The organism is Microcoleus sp. MOSTC5 (assembly GCF_036701825.1).
GTDB classification, from domain to species: domain Bacteria; phylum Cyanobacteriota; class Cyanobacteriia; order Cyanobacteriales; family Microcoleaceae; genus Microcoleus; species Microcoleus asticus.
Window position 1 is genome coordinate 1 of the sequence record NZ_JAUBRK010000054.1, and the last position, 18,034, is coordinate 18,034.

Consider the following 18,034-nt stretch of genomic DNA (forward strand, 5'->3'; position numbering starts at 1 on the left):
TCAAAATTCACAAGTTAACCTCTCCATCTCTCTGCGATCAACCATCTGATCAACCATTTTTTCCCCTCAGCATTAGCTGGGTCAATTTGTGCTTAGTCTAAACTCCAATTTGAGGAATCAAACCCTTTTATCGAGGAGCAAAAGTCACAGTCATTGGCGCAATTAGTCTGACGAAAGTCCTGGCAGTAATGACCCTGAATGACTCAATGGACAGTTCAGCCTTTACTGTATTTATTGAGAAGTTTTTATGCCCTCAATTGTGGCCCGGAGCGGTAGTAGTAATGGATAACTTACCCGCCCATAAACTCAGCTCAATCGAGTCAATGATTGAAAGCGTAGGTGCAAGGGTTATTTGTTTATCCCCTTACTCTCCAGATTTTAATCCGATTGAAATGTGGTGGTCGCAGCTTAAATCTTTTTTGCGATTTTTTTCTCCCAAAACCCCAGAGATGATTGATAGGATCATAGCAGTTGCCTTGAGTTTGATGAATCCTCACCATTTAAAACATTGGTTCACTCATTGCTGCTACTGTACCTCATAGCATCGGAAAGTGCTGTAAATTTAGGACAGTGGCACCAGCCGCTTAAATCAATGGTTCAATCACCGTCAACTTATGAGCTGGTATATTATCCATAACAACCACTGCACCTTTCCCTAAGTTTGGCACTAAACATTGTTCTACAAAAACTGCAAATGCCTGACTATCCATCGACCCATTCAGCGTCATTAATCCTACTACTTTTTTTAAGTTTATTGCTCCAATAACTGTTACTTTTGCACCCCGATAAAATGGTTTTAAATCATAGACTCTACTACCATCTCTAGAACGTGTGCGGGTTCGTGTCAACCCCAATAAAACGCCTATTTCATCCAAAAAAACGAGGTTGTCAGGGTGAATATTTTTCACTTTCTCCCAATATTCACCCCTGAGAATTTGCACTCTTTCAGTAGCCGACTGACTACTGCGTACGGTCTTTTTTTTCGCGTCAAATTTTGTTTTTGTAGTTCACGACACATCATGCTAAAGCTGACAGCTTCGTTGTAGGTCAAACGCCAATATTCACTTGGGTTCTGACAGCGTGCTATCCGGATATTTTTCTACCATCTGGGTCAATTCATTCCGGCGCGAGTTTAACACACTTTTGAGGCTTCCACCCTGTTTTCTGGGTTGAACGCGACCAGTCGTTTGTTTTTGTTTTAAATTTTTTTTAACAAACCCTTTACTCACATCAAATCTGGCGGCTACTTTCCTAATTGATGTATCACCTTGTTCATAGATTTTAACTATTTGATCGCGCAACTCGATCTAATAAGGTTTCATTTTTTTCGCTTATGTACTAAATACAGTGTATCATATATACATGGAATCGGCTGTCTCACCCTATTCTCCTGACTTTAATCCGATCGAATTATGGTGGTCACAACTCAAAGCTTTTTTACGTAAGTTTTCGCCCACTACTACCAAGATGGTAGATATTTTACTAGCTACGGCACGCTTATTTGGTTAATCCACAGCACTTTAAAAACTGGTTTACAAGCTGCTGCTACTGTACTTCATACACCTGGAATCCGCTGATCGGGTCGCGCTTGACTAAACGAATCGCACCAGCGACAATATTTTAGCAAAAGTGCTGGAATTGAACATAGAACTGGCAGAAAAAGAAAAACGGGGAGAACCGGTAGTTGGGCTTTGTGTCCCAACTGACTAAAAATACTAATCGCTGTTATCATAAGTTTTGTAAATCTGCGTATAGTCACATAGATTGTTGATAGAGATCACAAACACTCTAGTCTAAAAACAGAGATACTAGGGGAAGCGTTGAGTTTTGAGTAAAAGATTTCAAAATTCAAAATTAAACACTCAAAACTGCTTTCGACCTTCCGCATAAGTGCATTCTGCTTTTATTCGCTCAATTACTCCTGATTTGTTTGGGAGGAACTTCCAATGTTATTATTAACCCACAATAAGTCAAAAAATAGCAAGGTACAACAAAAGCACTATGCTCAAAAACATTTGTTACAAACTTCAACTATTAATATAACTGGGCTAAAGGCAGAATGCAACCATTTGCGAATCGGCCAAAAAATTAGCTATGGCTATGCTTTAGCTATCAGCATAGCGATTTTGGGAACTGGTGCGGGACTGAGATTGGGAGACTACTTTCGCAAGCAAGCTTTAGTTCAGGTAAATGTTGCTCAACAGCAGCAGCAACTGCTGCAAAATTTGCAAAATACCGTATTTGAAGCCCGATCGCACGCGGCGAGATTGCCAGTCGTTTTGGGAAACACTGTGGCGCTGAAATACGAAAAAGATCGGTTTTTTGGGCAAATCAATCAGGCAAAAATCCTGATTTCAGAAAGTGAATCTTTTGCACGAGAACATCCCAAGAGACTAGCAACACAAGAGGCAGCATTGCAGGCTCTCTTGCAGAAATCTGCCCTCGTCATTGATTACTACGGTCAGCTAATTAAATTGCAGTTAAAAGAAGCGGAAGCTGGGAATTTGCCGCCCAACAGCATCGAGTCCGCACAGCTACAAATGTTGAGGACTAGCAGCGGTCAAGAGGCGATCGTACTAGATAACCTTGCTCAGAGTTTAACCAAGCTAATTTTTACTCTAGAAATTCACAAGCAGCAAGGAACTAAAGCATTAGAAGAAGCTGAAGGTTTGCGCAACCGAATTATTCTCGGGAGTATGCTAATTTCAGCGCTCATCGCCGTTGCGCTGGCGGACAAAACCAGCCGCGCGATCGCTCAACCCCTCGAAACCGTTACTGATGTCGCTCAGCAAGTTGCTCGCGAATCGAATTTTAACCTGCAAGTACCAGTCACAACCCAAGACGAAATCGGAGTTTTAGCAGCCTCTTTCAATCAATTGATTCAGCGAGTTAGCGAGTATACAAAAGAACTCAAACAAACTCAATCCCAATTAATTCAGACCGAAAAAATGTCGTCTCTCGGCCAAATGGTTGCAGGGATAGCCCACGAAATCAACAATCCCGTCAACTTCATCGGCGGCAACATTGATTATGCCAACCAATACATCGAAGATTTGGCAGGTTTGGTAACTCTCTATCAACAATCCTATCCAAACCCACCAGATGCCATTCTAGAGCGCATCGAAGACATTGAACTCGAATTTCTCAGAGAAGATTTACCAAAAACCCTCTCTTCGATCAAAATGGGAGCCGATCGCATTCGCGAAATTGTCCTATCCATGCGCAACTTTTCGCGATCGGACGACGGAAAAATGAAATCAGCCGACATTCACGAAGGAATTGATAGCACCCTCGTAATTCTCAATCATCGGCTCAAACAAGGTATCCAAGTTATTAAACAATACGGCAAGTTGCCTGCGCTTGAGTGCTATCCAGCCCAACTAAATCAAGTATTTATGAACGTGATCGGCAATGCAATAGATGCGTTGGAGGAGGTGAAAAAGGGAGACAAAGGGTATTCGCCAACCATTTGGATTAGCACGGAAGTTACTGCAGACAATACTGTCACCGTCAAGATTCGGGATAACGGGCCCGGAATTGCGTCCGCCAGCGCCCAACAGATATTTGACCCATTTTTTACTACAAAGTCGATCGGCAAAGGCACTGGATTGGGATTGGCTATTTCCTGTCAAATCGTTGCCAAGCATCAAGGCAAAATTGAGGTAAATTCTCAAATAGGACAGGGCACTGAATTTGTGATTACTTTGCCAGTTGCTGCTTAATATCACGCGGGGCGATCGGGATGAAAATAAAAAATCGGTTCCCACCGTCGCCCAATTTCCAAAACCAGACGACTTGCTCAACCAATTGCAGGCCCGACGTAAAAAGTCCGGGGCGAACTTGGCAGATATAGAGGCGCTTTTGGACATACTAGAAAACCATTAGCGCGAAAATTGAGCGAAAAACAGAACTATTGGTGACAATAAGTCTGAAACCGTTGAATCATATCGTTTTCGGTATCATGTCGCTCGTGCAACCGGAAACGATATCAACATTCAACACTCAACAATCATTCCGGTGCAACCAGAATTGATATCACAAATGATGGAATTTCATGGGGGCGGAGGGACTTGAACCCACACGACCGTTTCGGGTCAACGGATTTTAAGTCCGTAGCGTCTACCATTCCGCCACGCCCCCCTTTGGTCAAGTTGCTGTGGTTTTGAGCCATTAACAACAACAGCCTTTTATTCTACAGCCAAAACCCCAATTTACGCAACCCCTAATCAAAAAATTCCCAAAAGTCGCGCTGAATCTCCCCAAGCGGTACAATAGTTAACCAGCTAGCGGAGCGTGTCAACCGACTTACCCGTGTTATTATTCCCCTAAAGCAAATCTATGTATATTACCTTACTGCTTTACGCCGTCTTGGCAGGAACCTACTTCCTGGTAGTACCCGCAGCCACCTACGCTTACCTAAACAGTCGCTGGTACGTCGCTACCTCTTTTGAGCGCGGCTTCATGTACTTCTTGATGTTCTTCTTCTTCCCAGGTATGTTTCTCCTAGCTCCCTTTTTGAATTTTCGGCCCAAACGGCGGCAGATAGAAGCCTAAATGCGACGTATTGACGTAATTGGAATCAGTCTCGGCTTTTTTGTAGCAGGTGGGTTTGTCTACTTGCTACTGCAATTTGCCGGACTCGACAGTATGAATGCAGGGATTTGGAGTCAGTTGTTTTTGGTCGCCGGCTTGATTGGCTGGCTGGTGACTTATTTATTTCGAGCACTGACTCAAAATATGACCTACAGTCAGCAACTGCAAGAGTACAAAGAAGCTGTTTTGCAGAAGCGGCTCGATGAACTCACTCCTGAAGAATTAGCCAAACTTCAAGCCGAAATAGAGCAGGAAAAAGATAATTAGTCAATAGTCCTTAGCCCTCAGTCATTAGTTATTAAGTAGCTGGGTACAAATAAACATTAGATGGGGATGGAGGGTTTTGCACTTGATAACTCTTTTGTATCATAGCTCCTGGCTCAAACCCACCCTACAAGATACGATTGTTTTTTGCGATGGCCTACTCAGTCATTAGTAATAAACTCTCTCACTAATGACTGGGGACTGATTTGATGGCTGATATCGCGTCCGGTAAAATAACCGTTATCACGTTTGTAGTGAGGACTGAAGTCCTCGGACTTTTATGAGGACTGAAGCCTTCACTACAAACGAATTAGATTGCGGTCGATCGAGCGGACATCATATGATGACTGATGACCAATGACTGATGACTAATAACTAATGACTATTTCTAATTGTTTTGAAACGTTGCGCAAGAACCATCAATGTGCATTGATTCCTTTTATTACTGCTGGCGACCCAGACTTGGAGACAACGGCTAAAGCACTGCAAATTTTGGATGATAACGGTGCAGATGCGATCGAGCTTGGCGTTCCCTATTCTGACCCGCTAGCTGACGGGCCAGTGATTCAAGCCGCCGCTACTAGGGCCCTGCAGCGGGGAACGACGTTAGATGCGGTGCTGGAAATGGTAGCGAAAGTTAGTCCAAATTTGCGATCGCCGATCATTCTCTTCACATACTACAACCCGATTTTGTACCGAGGTATAGAAACCTTTTTGCAGCAAATCAAAAGTGCCGGAGTTCAGGGATTGGTTGTACCAGACTTGCCCTTAGAAGAAGCCGACAGTCTCATCCAACCTGCCAACAAATTAGGGATTGAACTAACATTATTAGTTGCTCCGACAAGTCCCAAAAGTCGCATAGAAGCGATCGCTCGGGAGTCTCAAGGATTTATTTACTTGGTCAGCGTCACGGGGGTTACGGGAGTGCGCGAAGGCTTAGAAACACGAGCAAAAGAGTTGCTGCAAGAACTCCGCAGCATCACCGACAAACCCATCGGCGTGGGGTTTGGTATATCGAAACCCGAACACGCTCGCCAAGTCAAAGAATGGGGTGCAGACGCTGCAATTGTTGGCAGTGCTTTTGTCAAACGCTTGGCTGAAGGCACTCCAGAACAGGGTTTAGAGGCGATAGGCGAATTCTGCAAGAGTTTAAAAACAGCCATTCAAAATGTTTAGCAACTGTGCACATACTTTCAGCCATTAGACAGATGTGTGCGATCGAGATGTGTCGCGACAATTGCGATTAAAGACCTTGTTGTACTTGAGATCATACATCCACTGCCTTCTGGTTCCTGACCGGAAGGTTTTTTTTGAGCTTAAAATGCCAAACATCTCAAGGTAGTGCGCGCACAGAAAACCAAACGCGCAGCCAAGTAAGGAAATGGAATGGCATTGCCTTTCATCCTGTCAACTTAAGGCAAAATGTAGTGCCAGAATGCTGTTTGACGATTAGGCACAGATCGCCCGAGCGCCCCATCCTTAAGGGTAGAACAGTCCACTCTCTCACAGTCGCCTTTCTTAAGGGGGATGCGAGGCGGAGCTTGCCTCGCGTTAAAGCGAGATTTATCAAAGTTTCCAGGCGATTGTTGATACAAATAGACACAATGCCTTCTCCGGCGCGGGGAACTGCGACTTTTAATAATTGGTATCAGATTGACAATGGTCGATTGCTTCCTTGTTCCTTCTTGTTTCTTGTTCCTTCTGCTATAACTTGAGGAATGTAACTTGGGATAGATGAAAAGCTCGGGTTTCTATTCCTATACTTAAAAAAGTGTTTAAGTGGCTAATTTTGTAATGCTAGCCATGTACAAAGCCACCAGGCCTTTGAGCATATCACAATAGAAAGGAGCATTTTTATGAAGACACTAACTGCATTTCTGAAAAAAATTCGAGCTGTACAAATTTTAACAGTGTTTCTGGCTGGCATTTTAGTATTAGTGAGCACGGCTTGCAGCCGCCCTGATGTGACGGCCGGAAAAACTGATGTGACGGCCGGAAAAACTGATGTGATGGCCGCAAAAACTGCCGACAAAGTTAGAGAAGAAGTGCCTTCAGGGGCTATAACTTCCGAATACAAAGGCGGCATGAACGACTACCCCGATGTCGATCCCAGAAACGACAAGATGACAACAACAGAAGCAAAAGCTCAGCTTCTCAAAGAGCAAGCGCAGCACCGCATCGATACCAAATCTAGCAACAATGTAGGCGAAAACGTGCGACGGGTAGGGGACGACGCGCCTGACAAACTCAACCAAGTTGGTGAAAAGGTCAAGGACGATGCTCGCACGGCTCAGCAGAAAGCTGATAACTTTGGTGACAAAACCAAACAAGGCTTTGCTAATCTTAAAGAAAACACTCGCGAAGGCTTGAAGGGAGCAAAAGATATTGTTAAAGAAGCTACCCAGGGAGCAAAAGAAAGAGCAGCAGAGGGTACTGAGTCTCTGAGATATAACACCAGCGGCGGCCAAGAAAATATCAATGATGCAGCACGAGATGCAAGATAGAACGCTGAAGATGCCTCGGACAATATTTCCTAGAAAGTGAATCGGGATATTGACAGAACTCAACGAGTGGCAGACGCGATCGACTAATCTCAAATAACGCTGCTTCCTTCTCTGGAAGCTAGATTCCGACAGGGGTTTTAATCCCTGTCGGAATCTAAGTATATTCCTCTGAAGACGACTGCATATTACTGCATATTACTATTTGATTTCGGTTTTAACCCCTGCGAGGGCTATTAGCCCGGAAGTAGAGTGCAGGACGGGTTTCAGCAGAATAAAACAGTCTTGTCTTTTTCTAGGCGGGACTGAAGTGCTACTCATTTCACGACAATTTTTTTATTATTTGTATAGACTTTATTTTAAATTTTTAAGCTAAAAATTTTTCCATATCGTAGCGGAAATTTGGGTCGATCTATCTCTATTAAATTCAATTAATTACAGGTTGTATTTTTAGAGAAACCATACTTCCGTGTTTATACGGTCTTTCGCGTTTATTTAACCGCATTTGAGATTAGCAGCAGAAACTTATACGTAAGTAAAAGCCTCCAACCCCGCTCCCCAATGTATAAAATATTGTTCATTAACAGATAATTATAATTTTAGAGCTGACGCTCAAAAATTATGGTGTTTATGCCCTAATATAGATACATTAAGTTTTGTCAAGCTAATGTCGGAGTTGAGGTCAGCCGATATGGACGGAACAGTAGATGTAGTAGATTTGACTGCGCTAATGCCTGGATCTAAACCGATCGCGCAATCGTACACCAATTCTGGAAGGGCTGTCCGGGGCGCGCGCCATCTTGACCGGCAACCCGGCTGTAGCAAACTCTTGCAGTTTCGCAACCGGCGGGCGACGGTCAAAAATCTCGATATTCCCCGCACAATTGCTGCGCGCAGTATAAAATCCTACGCCCGCAGTTACGTCTTTGTCGCGGAAATTTTTGGCGGCGCGGTATTCCGAGAAGACGATCGAGTAAAGCAGCCGCCGTTAATTGCATCCCTCGAAATAGTCCTCAAGCGAACAGACATTCTCAACGAACTCGAACGAAGCCCAGTTATTTACAAATATATGAAACCTCCCAATATGGGAATTAATCTTGACTGTTACCGACCCGATTTAGGAGGATCAAATTGAGCAAAAAGAGGCGACGGATTCGGGATATATTCGATCGCTCCGAAGCCGCGAGACAGGAAAAATGGATGCAAACCTTATCTTGAGAATTGTGTTTAAATGCTAGTAACAATGATGCACGAGTTTTATGATGCGCTGGCAGATTTGGCAATCTATGCAGATGTCACACCGGCGGAGCGCCAACAAATCCTTAAGCGCGTTGGGGCTAGTCAGAAAAAACTCAAAGAATTCGCGCACCATACCCCGCTCAATTACCAGCACAAGTTCGATCTGGTTGAGGCAGAATTGCTCCGCGTTTTGGGCCAGACAGCAGAAGCAATGGAACTGTACGATCGAGCTATTACCGGAGCTAAAGCTAACGAATATCTGAATGAAGAAGCTCTTGCCTGCGAACTAGCTGCTAAGTTTTACCTGTCATTGGAAAGAGAAAAATTTGCGCGAGTTTACATGATAGATGCCTATGATTGCTATGTCCGCTGGGGAGAGAAAGCCAAAGTTGACGACTTAGAAAAACGCTATCCTCAATTGTTAAAACCTATTTTAGAACTCGCAAAACTCTCTGCAAATCCATTAGCAAATTTTCCAACACCTGCTGGGCAAAATCAATCGCTTCATCCATCCATTCATCCGTCTGTTTCGGCTAGCGTCTCAGATTTTGGAAATTTTTCAAGTCTGCTAAAAGCTTGTCAAGCCCTCTCTAGTGAAATTCAGCTCGATCGACTGATTGCCAAACTGATGCAACTGGCGATGACAAATACAGGATCGGACAAAGCAGTCCTGATTTTGCCAAACGGCAATCAATGGGAAATCGCTGCTACAAGCGCGATCGACAATTATGGAGTCGATCGGGCGATCGACTTATCATCCGCAACAGTCGATGAAAACAGCGAGATCTTGCCCCTCAAAATTGTTGACTGCGTTAAAAACTTGTTAAAACCTGTGATTGTGCGGGACATCGCTCAAAAATGTGATTGGGATTCCGACTCATACATCCTCAAATACGAACCGCAGAGCGCGTTGTGTTGGCCGATTCTCGATCGAGGCAACTTAGTCGGCATTTTGTATCTGGAAAATCGGTTAACCGCAGGAGTTTTTACCCGCGATCGCCTGCAACTTCTCAATCTCCTGTGTTCCCAGGCAGCCATCTGTTTGCAAAATGCTCTGCTTTATAAAAAATATCAGGATTACAACCAACAATTAGAGCGATCGCTAGCAAAATTCACCCGAACCGAAGCTCAGCTTGCCGATCAAAAACAAATGCTCCAAGCGATTATTGATGTCGCTCCGATTTGGATTTGGATGGTTAATCTCAGCGGTAAAGTACAGTTTTTGAACGAGACATTTTCTCAAAATATGGGCGTGCCTGTGAGCGCTTTCCTAGCTGTCGATCATTACAAAGATCTAATGGGGGAGGATGCAGCGGGCTGTATGGTTTCAGATGCCGCCTGCCTTGCTCAAGATTTGCCGCATTACTCCAGCGAAACTTTCAAATTTGTTGACGGCAAACTACACTACTTAGAAATCACGAAAGTGCAGCTAAAAAATTGCCAGGGTGAGACGATCGGGATTATTGGTTTAGGTGTTGATGCGACCGATCGCAAGCGAGCAGCGGAACTTTTGCAAGAGCAAAACCAACAGCTCGAAGAAACTTTAAAAGATTTACAGCAAGCGCAACTGCAACTCGTTCAAAATGAAAAAATGTCTGCTTTAGGCAATTTAGTCGCCGGAGTCGCCCACGAAATTAACAATCCGATTGGGTTTATTTCTGGCAATTTAAATGAAGCTAAAAGGAGTTTAGAAGATGTGATAGAACACTTAAAATTGTATCGCTCCGCTGCACCGAAATCGGAAATGGCAGACCACGCCGAAGAGATAGACCTCGATTATCTTTTGGAAGATTTACCGAAGATGATTGATTCAATGCAAGTCGGGTGCGATCGCATTTGCAGCATCAGCACCAGTTTGCGTACCTTCTCCCGAGGCGACAAAGACTACAAAGTTCCTTTTAATATTCACGAAGGCATTAATAGCGCTATTTTAATTTTAAAACACCGCCTCAAAGCAAACGAATACCGTCCGCAGATTGAAGTGATGACTAAATACGGCAATCTTCCTAAAATCGAATGTTTTCCCGGTCAATTAAATCAAGTTTTCATGAACCTGCTTGCCAATGCGATCGATGCCTTAGAAGAGTCAAATTTAGGACGCAGTTTTACTGAAATTGCCGCCAATCCCAACCGCATCACAATTTGCACTGATGTAATGGGCGAAGCGCACATTAAAATTAAAATTGCTGATAACGGCACCGGGATGAAAGAGGAAGTGAAACAGCAGATATTCGACCATTTGTTCACGACGAAAGGTGTCGGCAAAGGAACTGGATTGGGGTTGGCAATTGTCCACCAAATTGCGGTAGAAAAGCATGGCGGAAGTATCGAGGTGAATGCGGATCTAGGAATTGGCACTGAGTTTGCGATCGTTTTGCCTGTCAAAGGATAAATTTTAATTAAAATTAAATCAGGACTTAGGCACAGACACTATCTGTAGGGTGCGAAGCACAGCTTACCTCCACAAATAGTGTAAAAATTGCTCTCTTGCGCAAGTCCTATAAATGTTTCTTTGTGGGCGAGTGCGGGTATTAGTCCTGCACGCATACTGACTGATGAAAACGGGTTTCTTCGTATATTTCTCGTTACTAGACGCAAAAATTCGTATAAACTGGGAATCAGCGCCCATACGGGAACCCTGAAAGTCTCCGAAGTGTTGTTATAGTTAAACTTAAAGGCTTTTTGGGCGATCGCGCGATACTAAGTAGGTTATTACTCACATCTTGCACCATTCTCAATAATCCTTTTAGGGCGCGCAGGATGCCCACCCCACCAGAAAATTGAATTTTTGTGGAACAGGTCGGAAAGCCTGTTCTTGAGAATCGTGCAACATAGGAGTTATTACAAATAAAAATTACATAGGGACAGGGCGGGTTTATAAATATTGTGGATATGTGAATCAAAAATTGTTGGTAAAACCCGCCCCTACAAATCTTGCGGTTAATTTACCCAACACAATCTAATTTAATCACTCGGTAAACTCAATTTTAATACCTGTCCAACTGATACCTCGTGCTTGTGCGTCGCTACTACCACCGCACCTTCTAATCGGGGATCGTAACATCCAACCCAAGCCGCAGGATGGCATTCGTGCACTAAATACCCGTACAGCCAAATTGCTCCTCTACCTTCAATGACAATTCCTTGACTGAATTGAACATTTTGAGGAAGTTTCAAACCTTGTAAATCATCGGGTGTGATAATACCGTCTTGAGTTGTAATCCGCAAGCGCAAATGTTGGTAAGCTAAACCGTCTTGAGTTTGATTGGGGATTATTTTTAATTCAATAGGGTTCATTGGATGCAAAAAAGTTAAATGCTGCGATAAAATCATATACCTTTTAGGGCAAATTGGGAATCCGATCGCCCACTTTCAATCCCAATTGGGCCGCCCTTCCGCCTTTGAGTTCAATAACTCCGTCAACGGGAACATCCGGGCCGTAGTTGGGGCAGGTTTCGGTCAAACACGGCGGTACGTTAGGAATTATCGCCTGCACTACGCCTTCCCGCAGAAAAACCATATCGAGTTCAATCAACACGTTTTTCATCCAAAAACGCACGTTTCGCGCGGGTTCGATCGGGAAAAACATTCCCCTGTCGTCCGGCAATTCTGTCCGAAACATTAAACCTGTCGCTTGTTCTTGGGGAGTTTGCGCCACTTCCAGTCCGATCGCGCGATCGGCTACGATTGTGTTAACAGAAATTGGCAAAAGCTGACCCCTATCTATTCCGCCAAACAGCGAAATAAAGTTTGATTCAGTCAGATTATAGCTTCCCGAAACAACTCCTAAATAATTACCTGAGTTTTTATCTTTCATAACAGTTTGGTTCTCGGAAACAGCAAGCTCCAAATCGCTAAACTTCATGCCTTCTGTCAAGACAATTTTATCATTGCCGTTGCCAAAATCTGTGATTATATCAGCTTCTGTAATAGTAGATGCGGCGGCGGTTCTTTCAATCACAAATAAATCATCGCCTGCGCCTCCTGTCAAGATATCCCCGCCTTCGCCGCCTGTTAGCAAATCGTTACCCCGATCGCCAAACATCCAATCGGAGTCTTGTCCTCCATAGATTGTATCGCTTCCCTGACCGCCAGACAGCGTATCAGCGCCTTCATTTCCTGCTAGCAAGTCATTTTCCCGATCGCCAAAAACTCGGTCGTTTCCCCCCAAACCTTGAACAGTATCATTACCCGCAAATCCTCTAATCGTGTCGTTGCTGAGAGTTCCCAGGAGAAAATCGAAGCCGAAAGTACCGTCGATGTTAACCATTTTGCGTTTAATAAGAGGAAACTTTGGCGATCGGCATCCGCCAACCAGTACCAAAAGCTCGATCGCTAATTTTCAAACCCGGGGCTGCTTGCCGCCGTTTAAACTCGGCTTGCCTGACTAATTTTACTACACGTTTAACCACCGCTTCATCGTGTCCTGCAGCGATAATTTGTTGGGCAGATTCGTGATGTTCAATCAACCGCTGTAAGATGTCATCTAAAACATCGTAATCCGGCAAAGAATCTTGGTCAATTTGTCCTGGTTTCAGTTCAGCACTAGGCGCTTTACTAATAATATTAACCGGAATAATTTCCTTTCCCAAATCTGCCTGATTTTTGATCTTCTCACTCCCATAATTCAGCCACCGACAAAGCGAATAAACGCGGGTTTTCGGGACATCAGAAATCACCGCCAATCCCCCATTCATATCGCCGTAGAGAGTGCAGTAACCCACCGCCATTTCCGACTTATTACCAGTCGAAAGCAGCAAATGTCCGAACTTATTAGAAATTGCCATCAACAGATTGCCTCGAATCCGCGATTGAATATTTTCCTCAGCAATCCCGAAAGTTGTATTCACAAACAAATTGGCGAGAGTGCGATCGTAAGTTTTCATCAAATCGCCGATCGGCAATAGTTCAATCGCGATGCCCAGATTTCGGGCTAATTCCAAAGCATCATTAACCGAATGATCCGAACTGTAAGGAGAAGGCATCAACACCCCTAGAACATTTTCGGGCCCGATCGCGCAACTGGCGATCGCCGCCACCAAAGCCGAATCTATCCCGCCGCTCAAACCGAGTACAACCTTAGAAAAACCGCACTTGCGGACATAATCTCGCACTCCCAAAACCAAAGCCGCCCAAATTTCTGCATCTCCCTCGGCAGGATAAAAACTCAACTGCGCCGCCTCAATTCCTGCTGCATTTTGCTGATTGCTGCCCACTAAATCTTGTTTAGCTGCGTCATATTCCAGCACCGCAAAATCCGTTTCAAAAGAAGCTAATACCTGAATCAAATCACCCTTTCGATTCACAGCAAAACTGCTGCCATCAAAAATAATATCGTCATTTCCCCCTATTTGATTAGCGTAAATAATCGGTATTCCGCAGCGGATGACGCTGTGCTGCAACATCGCCGATCGCACTCTTCGCTTCCCGGCACAGTAAGGCGATGCCGACAAATTCACTACTAAATCTACGCCCAATTTTGCCAAATCGGAAACAGGATCGCCCGCGTAACTGCGTTTACCCCAAAACTCTTCATTGTTCCATAAATCTTCACAAATTGTCACGCCGATTTTCAGCTCGCCAATAGTAAAGTAATTGCTGTTTTCTCCCGGTTCAAAATATCTGTCTTCATCAAATACATCATAAGTAGGCAACAAGCGTTTATGAAAAACTTGTTTGACGGCGCCATTTTGCAACAAAACAGCGCTGTTAAACAATGGTTTTCCGCCTAATTTAACACCATCAGCATTAGGTACGGCAGTGCCGACTATGACTGCCAACTCTGGCGGCAAAGCTTGCGCCAGTTGCTGCAACTGTGCACCTGCGGCTGCAATGAAACTCGGATCGATCAACAAATCGCGCGGCGGATAACCGATCAGGGAAAGTTCCGGTGTTAGCAATAAGTTTGCGCCCTCAACCTCCGCTTTTTTTGCCGCCTCCAGAATTAGGTTGGAGTTGCCAAAGATATCACCAATAGTAGGGTTGAGTTGTGCGATCGCAATTTTCATATTACCTGCATCACTACCATAAATATTGCTAACAGTCCGCCCGCGCGGACTCGATTTCCTATAGTCCTAGATTTGAATATAGGGAAACTTTACTCAGATTTGTAATGTTTCAATTCTTCGTCAATATAATAATTTACCAAATCCCGGTAAATATTTTCAACCACATCAGGATTCAAACCTGATTCTAAAGCCCACTCGCGCCGCTGCTGTAACATAGCATGAAAGCGATCGGGCGCTCTAACGCCAGCTTCACTTGTTTTGAACCTTGCTGCCGCGACGACGTATTTAAATCTCTTGCTCAAAGCGTCGATCACTTCTCGATCGATGATATCAATTTCCTCCCGAACTTCGTGAATATTAGCGCATTCATCAGGGTCTTTCATCGCCGACACTCCTTAATAGCTTCTATTCTAATGTTACTCAATCGATCCCCGAATGTCATCCAAGGAACAGCTAGATAAACACCAGCGGCTTATTTTTGAAAGGAGCAAAAGCGGCCGCATCAAAGCGGTACAAACTAGCAGGGCGGCCAGCCCCCCGCGAAACCTTAACACCGGTATCGCACAAAAAACCCAATTTTAACAATCGAGATCTAAAATTAGAATAATCAGAAAAACTTTCTCCCAAAATAGTTGTATACAATTGATACAAATCGCTCAAAGTAAAAAGCTCCGGCAAAACTTCAAAAGCTACCGGACTGTATTCAAGTTTGTTGCGCAGTCGCCGATATCCGTATTCGAGAATTTGATTGTGATCGAAAGCCAGCTTAGGAACTTGTTGCACGGGATACCAAGCAATGCCGCCGACGCGGTGGCCGACACCCGCCACTACACTCCCAGCAATTAACTCAGCTTCCTCAAAGCGAACCAAAGCAAAATAACTCACCGAAAGATAGCGATCGCCCCTGGTAATTTCCCGAGGATCGCGCCCCGGTTCTCCGAAAGTATACAATTGCTCCAGATACAGATTTTTCACCCGAATTTTCTCAGACAAAATCCGGTAAGCCGCATTTTCAAGAGACTCTCCGTCCCGCACCAAAGTACCGGGAAGACTCCAAGAATCAATAAACGGTTCGTCTTGCCGCATTACCAACAGCACCAACAAGCGGTTCTGCACGGCATCGACGGAAAAAATAACATTATCTACTCCTACTTTAAAGTCAGCTAATGAGCAACCTTCGCTCTTTTTTGTGCCTCGTGCCATGCGTACAAATGCTCCCTATTGATGTAATCTTCGATGGTCGGAGTCAAAGCTTCCCTGTCTCCTGTTTCCCGATAGGAGGTAGAAGAAACATTGGGAGCACTCAAAGATGCGATCGCCACCTCTGCACCCATCCGCCTCAACTGCCACAAATCTAATTGTTCTGACGGATAACCCGGTCGCGGTACTATCAGCAACTCCACTTGTTTTAACAATTCTTCAAATTTGTACCAGCGAGACAGTTGCCCCACCAAGTCCGAACCTATTACCAGCGTCAAATCTGCATCCGGCCACAGCAATCTTGCTTGTTCCACAGTTTCCACAGTCCTCGGACTGCTGAGTTCTGGATGCAAGCAAAGATTGTGTCTCGGCGAATTAATTTCTTGAATGATTAACAGCAGCATTGCCGATCGGTGTTCTAGAGAAGTTTGGTGCGACTTAAAAGGATTGTCCGACGCCCAAACTGCTACCCAATCAAAATTTTGGGAAAGCCAATTCAGGATAGTTTTGTGTCCCGCTGTAGGCGGATCGGCACTGGTTCCAAAAAGAGCAATCTTCTGCATAGGTAATTGGTAATGGGGAATTGTTGACTGTTGACTGTTGACTGTTGACTGTTGACTGCTGACTGCTGACTGCTGACTACTGACTTCAATCTAAAATCTAAAATCTAAAATCTAAAATCGATTGACTCTTTTTCGTTTTTTGAGTGAGACTCTGCAAATCTGTAGAAATTTCCACCGGCGGCGAAATCGGGTTGTCAAGTTGCCGAGTTTCGGCTCGAAGACTGGCGACAGAAGCAGCAGTTCGTTTGGCTATCTCCTCCAAACTTTCCTGGTTCTGCACTCGTTTCCCATCCTTGACAACCAACTCCATTAATGGTAAGTGAGAATCGCAATTGTGAATAAATTCCCCGGACAATCCCAAACAATCTCCGAGAATTTGCCCATTTTCAATATGTCTAAAAATTTGCTTTCTTCCTGGATATGTTACCTTGCCGCTTGCCTCTTTCATCACCGGAATTCCGTCAATTTCCACCAACTTATAAACACCGTTCACAGGCGAACCGCTCACCAACTTCGTTCCCAAACCGTAACCGTCAATGCAAGCGCCGCTACTTTTTAATTTAGCAATTTCTCGATCGTCCAAATCGCCGCTAGCAAAAATTGGAACGCCCGGAAGGATCGATCGAACTTCCCGAGACAGCACCGCCAAATCGCCCGAATCCAGCCGCACGCCTTCCAACTGCATTTCACCGCTATTTACTCGATCGGCCAACATCCGCGCCGCCGCCACAGTATCGTAAGTATCGATCAGCAGCGGTGCCCCCGGAAAACAGCGGTGAAAAGCTGCAAACGCCTCCTCTTCGCTACCTTCTAGAGCCGCCACAGCCATTACCAAAGCATGAGCCATAGTACCTACAGGTTTGCGGCCCAACTTCAAAGCAGCCAAAACATTAGAAGTTCCGTCGAACCCAGCAGCCAGAGCCGCCCTAGCCGCCCACACAGCAGCTTGAGGCCCAAAAGCCCTGCGCGTCCCGAATTCCAGCAACTTAGCATCCGGGCCCGCGACATCCCGCAGCCGTGCAGCCCGCGTCGCAATCAAAGTTTGATAATTTATGGCATTCAACAAATAAGTTTCCACCAACTGAGCCTGCCACAGAGGAGCCTCAATGCGCAGCAGCGGCTCGTTGGCAAACACCGCCGTCCCCTCCGGCACCGCCCAAACATCGCCCGTAAAGCGGGCTGTGGCGAGTAGAGTCCAAAATCGCTCCGGGGCACCTGCAAAAATGCCAGTGGACTGCAAAGCCTCTATTTGCGCCGGAGAAAACCGAAATTTCTCCAGATAGTCGATAACTTGAGCCAAGCCCATGGCGATCGCGTAGCCAAAACCCTCTGGCAGCCTGCGCGCGAACAACTCAAAACTCGCAGCCCGCCCGTCGAGTCCTTCCCCAACGTAACAGGCCGCCATCGTTAGCTGGTAGAGATCGGTTAAAAGGCTGTAATCTGCTGAGGAAACCGTCAGTTCTCGATCTTCTTGGATTTCTTCAAAATTTTTGAGGTGCAGGCTCTCAGTGGTAGTTTTCATAAGAAAAACCCCGAACAAATTTCTTTGTTTTAATTATAGTGACTAATACCATATCTTTTTGTAAATTTTTGATAAAGATTGCAGATATTTATCTGAATAATTCCTTGATTACGGCGCTGAGTATCATATTTTAGGTGGCTTGAG

Annotated in this window: 17 protein-coding genes and 1 tRNA gene; 9 read left to right on the forward strand and 9 right to left on the reverse strand. The window is 44.8% G+C overall.

Features of this window, described 5'->3' with window-relative positions:
- The first annotated feature begins 116 nt into the window (after positions 1 to 116).
- Complete coding sequence (locus QUA54_RS34565) at positions 117 to 542, forward strand: transposase (protein ID WP_445301588.1); 426 nt, start codon at positions 117 to 119, stop codon at positions 540 to 542.
- 42 nt (positions 543 to 584) lie between these two features.
- On the opposite strand, the gene QUA54_RS25140 is transcribed toward QUA54_RS34565, so the two are convergent.
- Positions 585 to 908, reverse strand: coding sequence for a transposase (locus QUA54_RS25140; RefSeq protein ID WP_333416776.1), 324 nt, complete (start codon positions 906 to 908; stop codon positions 585 to 587).
- A gap of 1,038 nt (positions 909 to 1,946) precedes the next feature.
- Here QUA54_RS25140 and QUA54_RS25145 point away from each other — a divergent pair.
- The gene (locus QUA54_RS25145) at positions 1,947 to 3,722 is read left to right on the forward strand and encodes an ATP-binding protein (RefSeq protein WP_333416778.1); all 1,776 of its coding nucleotides are present in this window, start codon (positions 1,947 to 1,949) and stop codon (positions 3,720 to 3,722) included.
- Complete coding sequence (locus tag QUA54_RS25150) at positions 3,712 to 3,885, forward strand: hypothetical protein (protein ID WP_333198703.1); 174 nt, start codon at positions 3,712 to 3,714, stop codon at positions 3,883 to 3,885. Before QUA54_RS25145 ends, QUA54_RS25150 begins: the two co-directional genes overlap by 11 nt.
- Positions 3,886 to 4,055: 170 nt before the next feature.
- Here QUA54_RS25150 and QUA54_RS25155 read toward each other — a convergent pair.
- A tRNA-Leu gene (locus QUA54_RS25155) sits at positions 4,056 to 4,140 on the reverse strand.
- A 198-nt stretch (positions 4,141 to 4,338) separates the two neighbouring features.
- Between QUA54_RS25155 and ndhL the strand changes: the two genes are divergently transcribed.
- The 6 genes from ndhL (at position 4,339) to QUA54_RS25185 (ending at position 10,989) form a co-directional block, all read left to right on the forward strand.
- Positions 4,339 to 4,554, forward strand: a complete 216-nt coding sequence (ndhL, locus tag QUA54_RS25160) for an NAD(P)H-quinone oxidoreductase subunit L (protein WP_172191609.1) — start codon at positions 4,339 to 4,341, stop codon at positions 4,552 to 4,554.
- Positions 4,555 to 4,860, forward strand: coding sequence for a DUF3007 family protein (locus QUA54_RS25165; RefSeq protein ID WP_172191607.1), 306 nt, complete (start codon positions 4,555 to 4,557; stop codon positions 4,858 to 4,860). It begins immediately after the preceding gene.
- 375 nt (positions 4,861 to 5,235) lie between these two features.
- Entirely contained in the window at positions 5,236 to 6,033 is a 798-nt protein-coding gene (gene trpA, locus QUA54_RS25170) for a tryptophan synthase subunit alpha (RefSeq protein ID WP_333187643.1), read from the forward strand.
- Positions 6,034 to 6,713: 680 nt separating this feature from the next.
- The gene (locus tag QUA54_RS25175; protein ID WP_333416779.1) at positions 6,714 to 7,361 is read left to right on the forward strand and encodes a DUF6658 family protein; all 648 of its coding nucleotides are present in this window, start codon (positions 6,714 to 6,716) and stop codon (positions 7,359 to 7,361) included.
- A 688-nt stretch (positions 7,362 to 8,049) separates the two neighbouring features.
- Positions 8,050 to 8,493, forward strand: coding sequence for a hypothetical protein (locus tag QUA54_RS25180; protein ID WP_333416781.1), 444 nt, complete (start codon positions 8,050 to 8,052; stop codon positions 8,491 to 8,493).
- Between the two features lie 96 nt (positions 8,494 to 8,589).
- A complete protein-coding gene (locus tag QUA54_RS25185; RefSeq protein ID WP_333416783.1) occupies positions 8,590 to 10,989 on the forward strand; it encodes an ATP-binding protein in 2,400 nt (799 codons plus the stop codon).
- 572 nt (positions 10,990 to 11,561) lie between these two features.
- Here the strand turns inward: QUA54_RS25185 and crn3 are convergent.
- The 7 genes from crn3 to QUA54_RS25220 all read right to left on the reverse strand — a co-directional run bounded on the left by crn3 (position 11,562) and on the right by QUA54_RS25220 (position 17,890).
- Complete coding sequence (crn3, locus tag QUA54_RS25190; RefSeq protein WP_172191597.1) at positions 11,562 to 11,894, reverse strand: CRISPR-associated ring nuclease Crn3/Csx3; 333 nt, start codon at positions 11,892 to 11,894, stop codon at positions 11,562 to 11,564.
- Between the two features lie 43 nt (positions 11,895 to 11,937).
- The gene (locus QUA54_RS25195; RefSeq protein WP_333416785.1) at positions 11,938 to 12,867 is read right to left on the reverse strand and encodes a DUF192 domain-containing protein; all 930 of its coding nucleotides are present in this window, start codon (positions 12,865 to 12,867) and stop codon (positions 11,938 to 11,940) included.
- Between the two features lie 7 nt (positions 12,868 to 12,874).
- On the reverse strand, positions 12,875 to 14,605 hold the full coding sequence (locus tag QUA54_RS25200; protein ID WP_333416787.1) for an NAD+ synthase: 1,731 nt from the start codon (positions 14,603 to 14,605) through the stop codon (positions 12,875 to 12,877).
- Positions 14,606 to 14,694: 89 nt separating this feature from the next.
- The gene (locus QUA54_RS25205; RefSeq protein WP_333300919.1) at positions 14,695 to 14,988 is read right to left on the reverse strand and encodes an isochorismate lyase; all 294 of its coding nucleotides are present in this window, start codon (positions 14,986 to 14,988) and stop codon (positions 14,695 to 14,697) included.
- Positions 14,989 to 15,058: 70 nt separating this feature from the next.
- Complete coding sequence (locus QUA54_RS25210) at positions 15,059 to 15,808, reverse strand: NrtR DNA-binding winged helix domain-containing protein (RefSeq protein ID WP_333416789.1); 750 nt, start codon at positions 15,806 to 15,808, stop codon at positions 15,059 to 15,061.
- On the reverse strand, positions 15,769 to 16,368 hold the full coding sequence (locus tag QUA54_RS25215) for a nicotinate-nucleotide adenylyltransferase (RefSeq protein ID WP_333416791.1): 600 nt from the start codon (positions 16,366 to 16,368) through the stop codon (positions 15,769 to 15,771). The genes QUA54_RS25210 and QUA54_RS25215 overlap by 40 nt, the downstream gene beginning before the upstream one ends.
- A gap of 97 nt (positions 16,369 to 16,465) precedes the next feature.
- Positions 16,466 to 17,890: a nicotinate phosphoribosyltransferase gene (locus QUA54_RS25220; protein ID WP_333416793.1), complete on the reverse strand. Its 1,425-nt coding sequence runs from the start codon at positions 17,888 to 17,890 to the stop codon at positions 16,466 to 16,468.
- Positions 17,891 to 18,034: the final 144 nt, after the last annotated feature.

Coding starts and splice junctions, on each gene's coding strand:
- QUA54_RS25145 (WP_333416778.1), top strand. CDS start 1,947: ATGTTATTATTAACCCACAATAAGTCAAAAAATAGCAAGGTACAACAA.
- ndhL (WP_172191609.1), top strand. CDS start 4,339: ATGTATATTACCTTACTGCTTTACGCCGTCTTGGCAGGAACCTACTTC.
- QUA54_RS25165 (WP_172191607.1), top strand. CDS start 4,555: ATGCGACGTATTGACGTAATTGGAATCAGTCTCGGCTTTTTTGTAGCA.
- trpA (WP_333187643.1), top strand. CDS start 5,236: ATGACTATTTCTAATTGTTTTGAAACGTTGCGCAAGAACCATCAATGT.
- QUA54_RS25175 (WP_333416779.1), top strand. CDS start 6,714: ATGAAGACACTAACTGCATTTCTGAAAAAAATTCGAGCTGTACAAATT.
- QUA54_RS25180 (WP_333416781.1), top strand. CDS start 8,050: ATGGACGGAACAGTAGATGTAGTAGATTTGACTGCGCTAATGCCTGGA.
- QUA54_RS25185 (WP_333416783.1), top strand. CDS start 8,590: ATGCTAGTAACAATGATGCACGAGTTTTATGATGCGCTGGCAGATTTG.
- crn3 (WP_172191597.1), bottom strand. CDS start 11,894: ATGAACCCTATTGAATTAAAAATAATCCCCAATCAAACTCAAGACGGT.
- QUA54_RS25195 (WP_333416785.1), bottom strand. CDS start 12,867: ATGGTTAACATCGACGGTACTTTCGGCTTCGATTTTCTCCTGGGAACT.
- QUA54_RS25200 (WP_333416787.1), bottom strand. CDS start 14,605: ATGAAAATTGCGATCGCACAACTCAACCCTACTATTGGTGATATCTTT.
- QUA54_RS25205 (WP_333300919.1), bottom strand. CDS start 14,988: ATGAAAGACCCTGATGAATGCGCTAATATTCACGAAGTTCGGGAGGAA.
- QUA54_RS25210 (WP_333416789.1), bottom strand. CDS start 15,808: ATGGCACGAGGCACAAAAAAGAGCGAAGGTTGCTCATTAGCTGACTTT.
- QUA54_RS25215 (WP_333416791.1), bottom strand. CDS start 16,368: ATGCAGAAGATTGCTCTTTTTGGAACCAGTGCCGATCCGCCTACAGCG.
- QUA54_RS25220 (WP_333416793.1), bottom strand. CDS start 17,890: ATGAAAACTACCACTGAGAGCCTGCACCTCAAAAATTTTGAAGAAATC.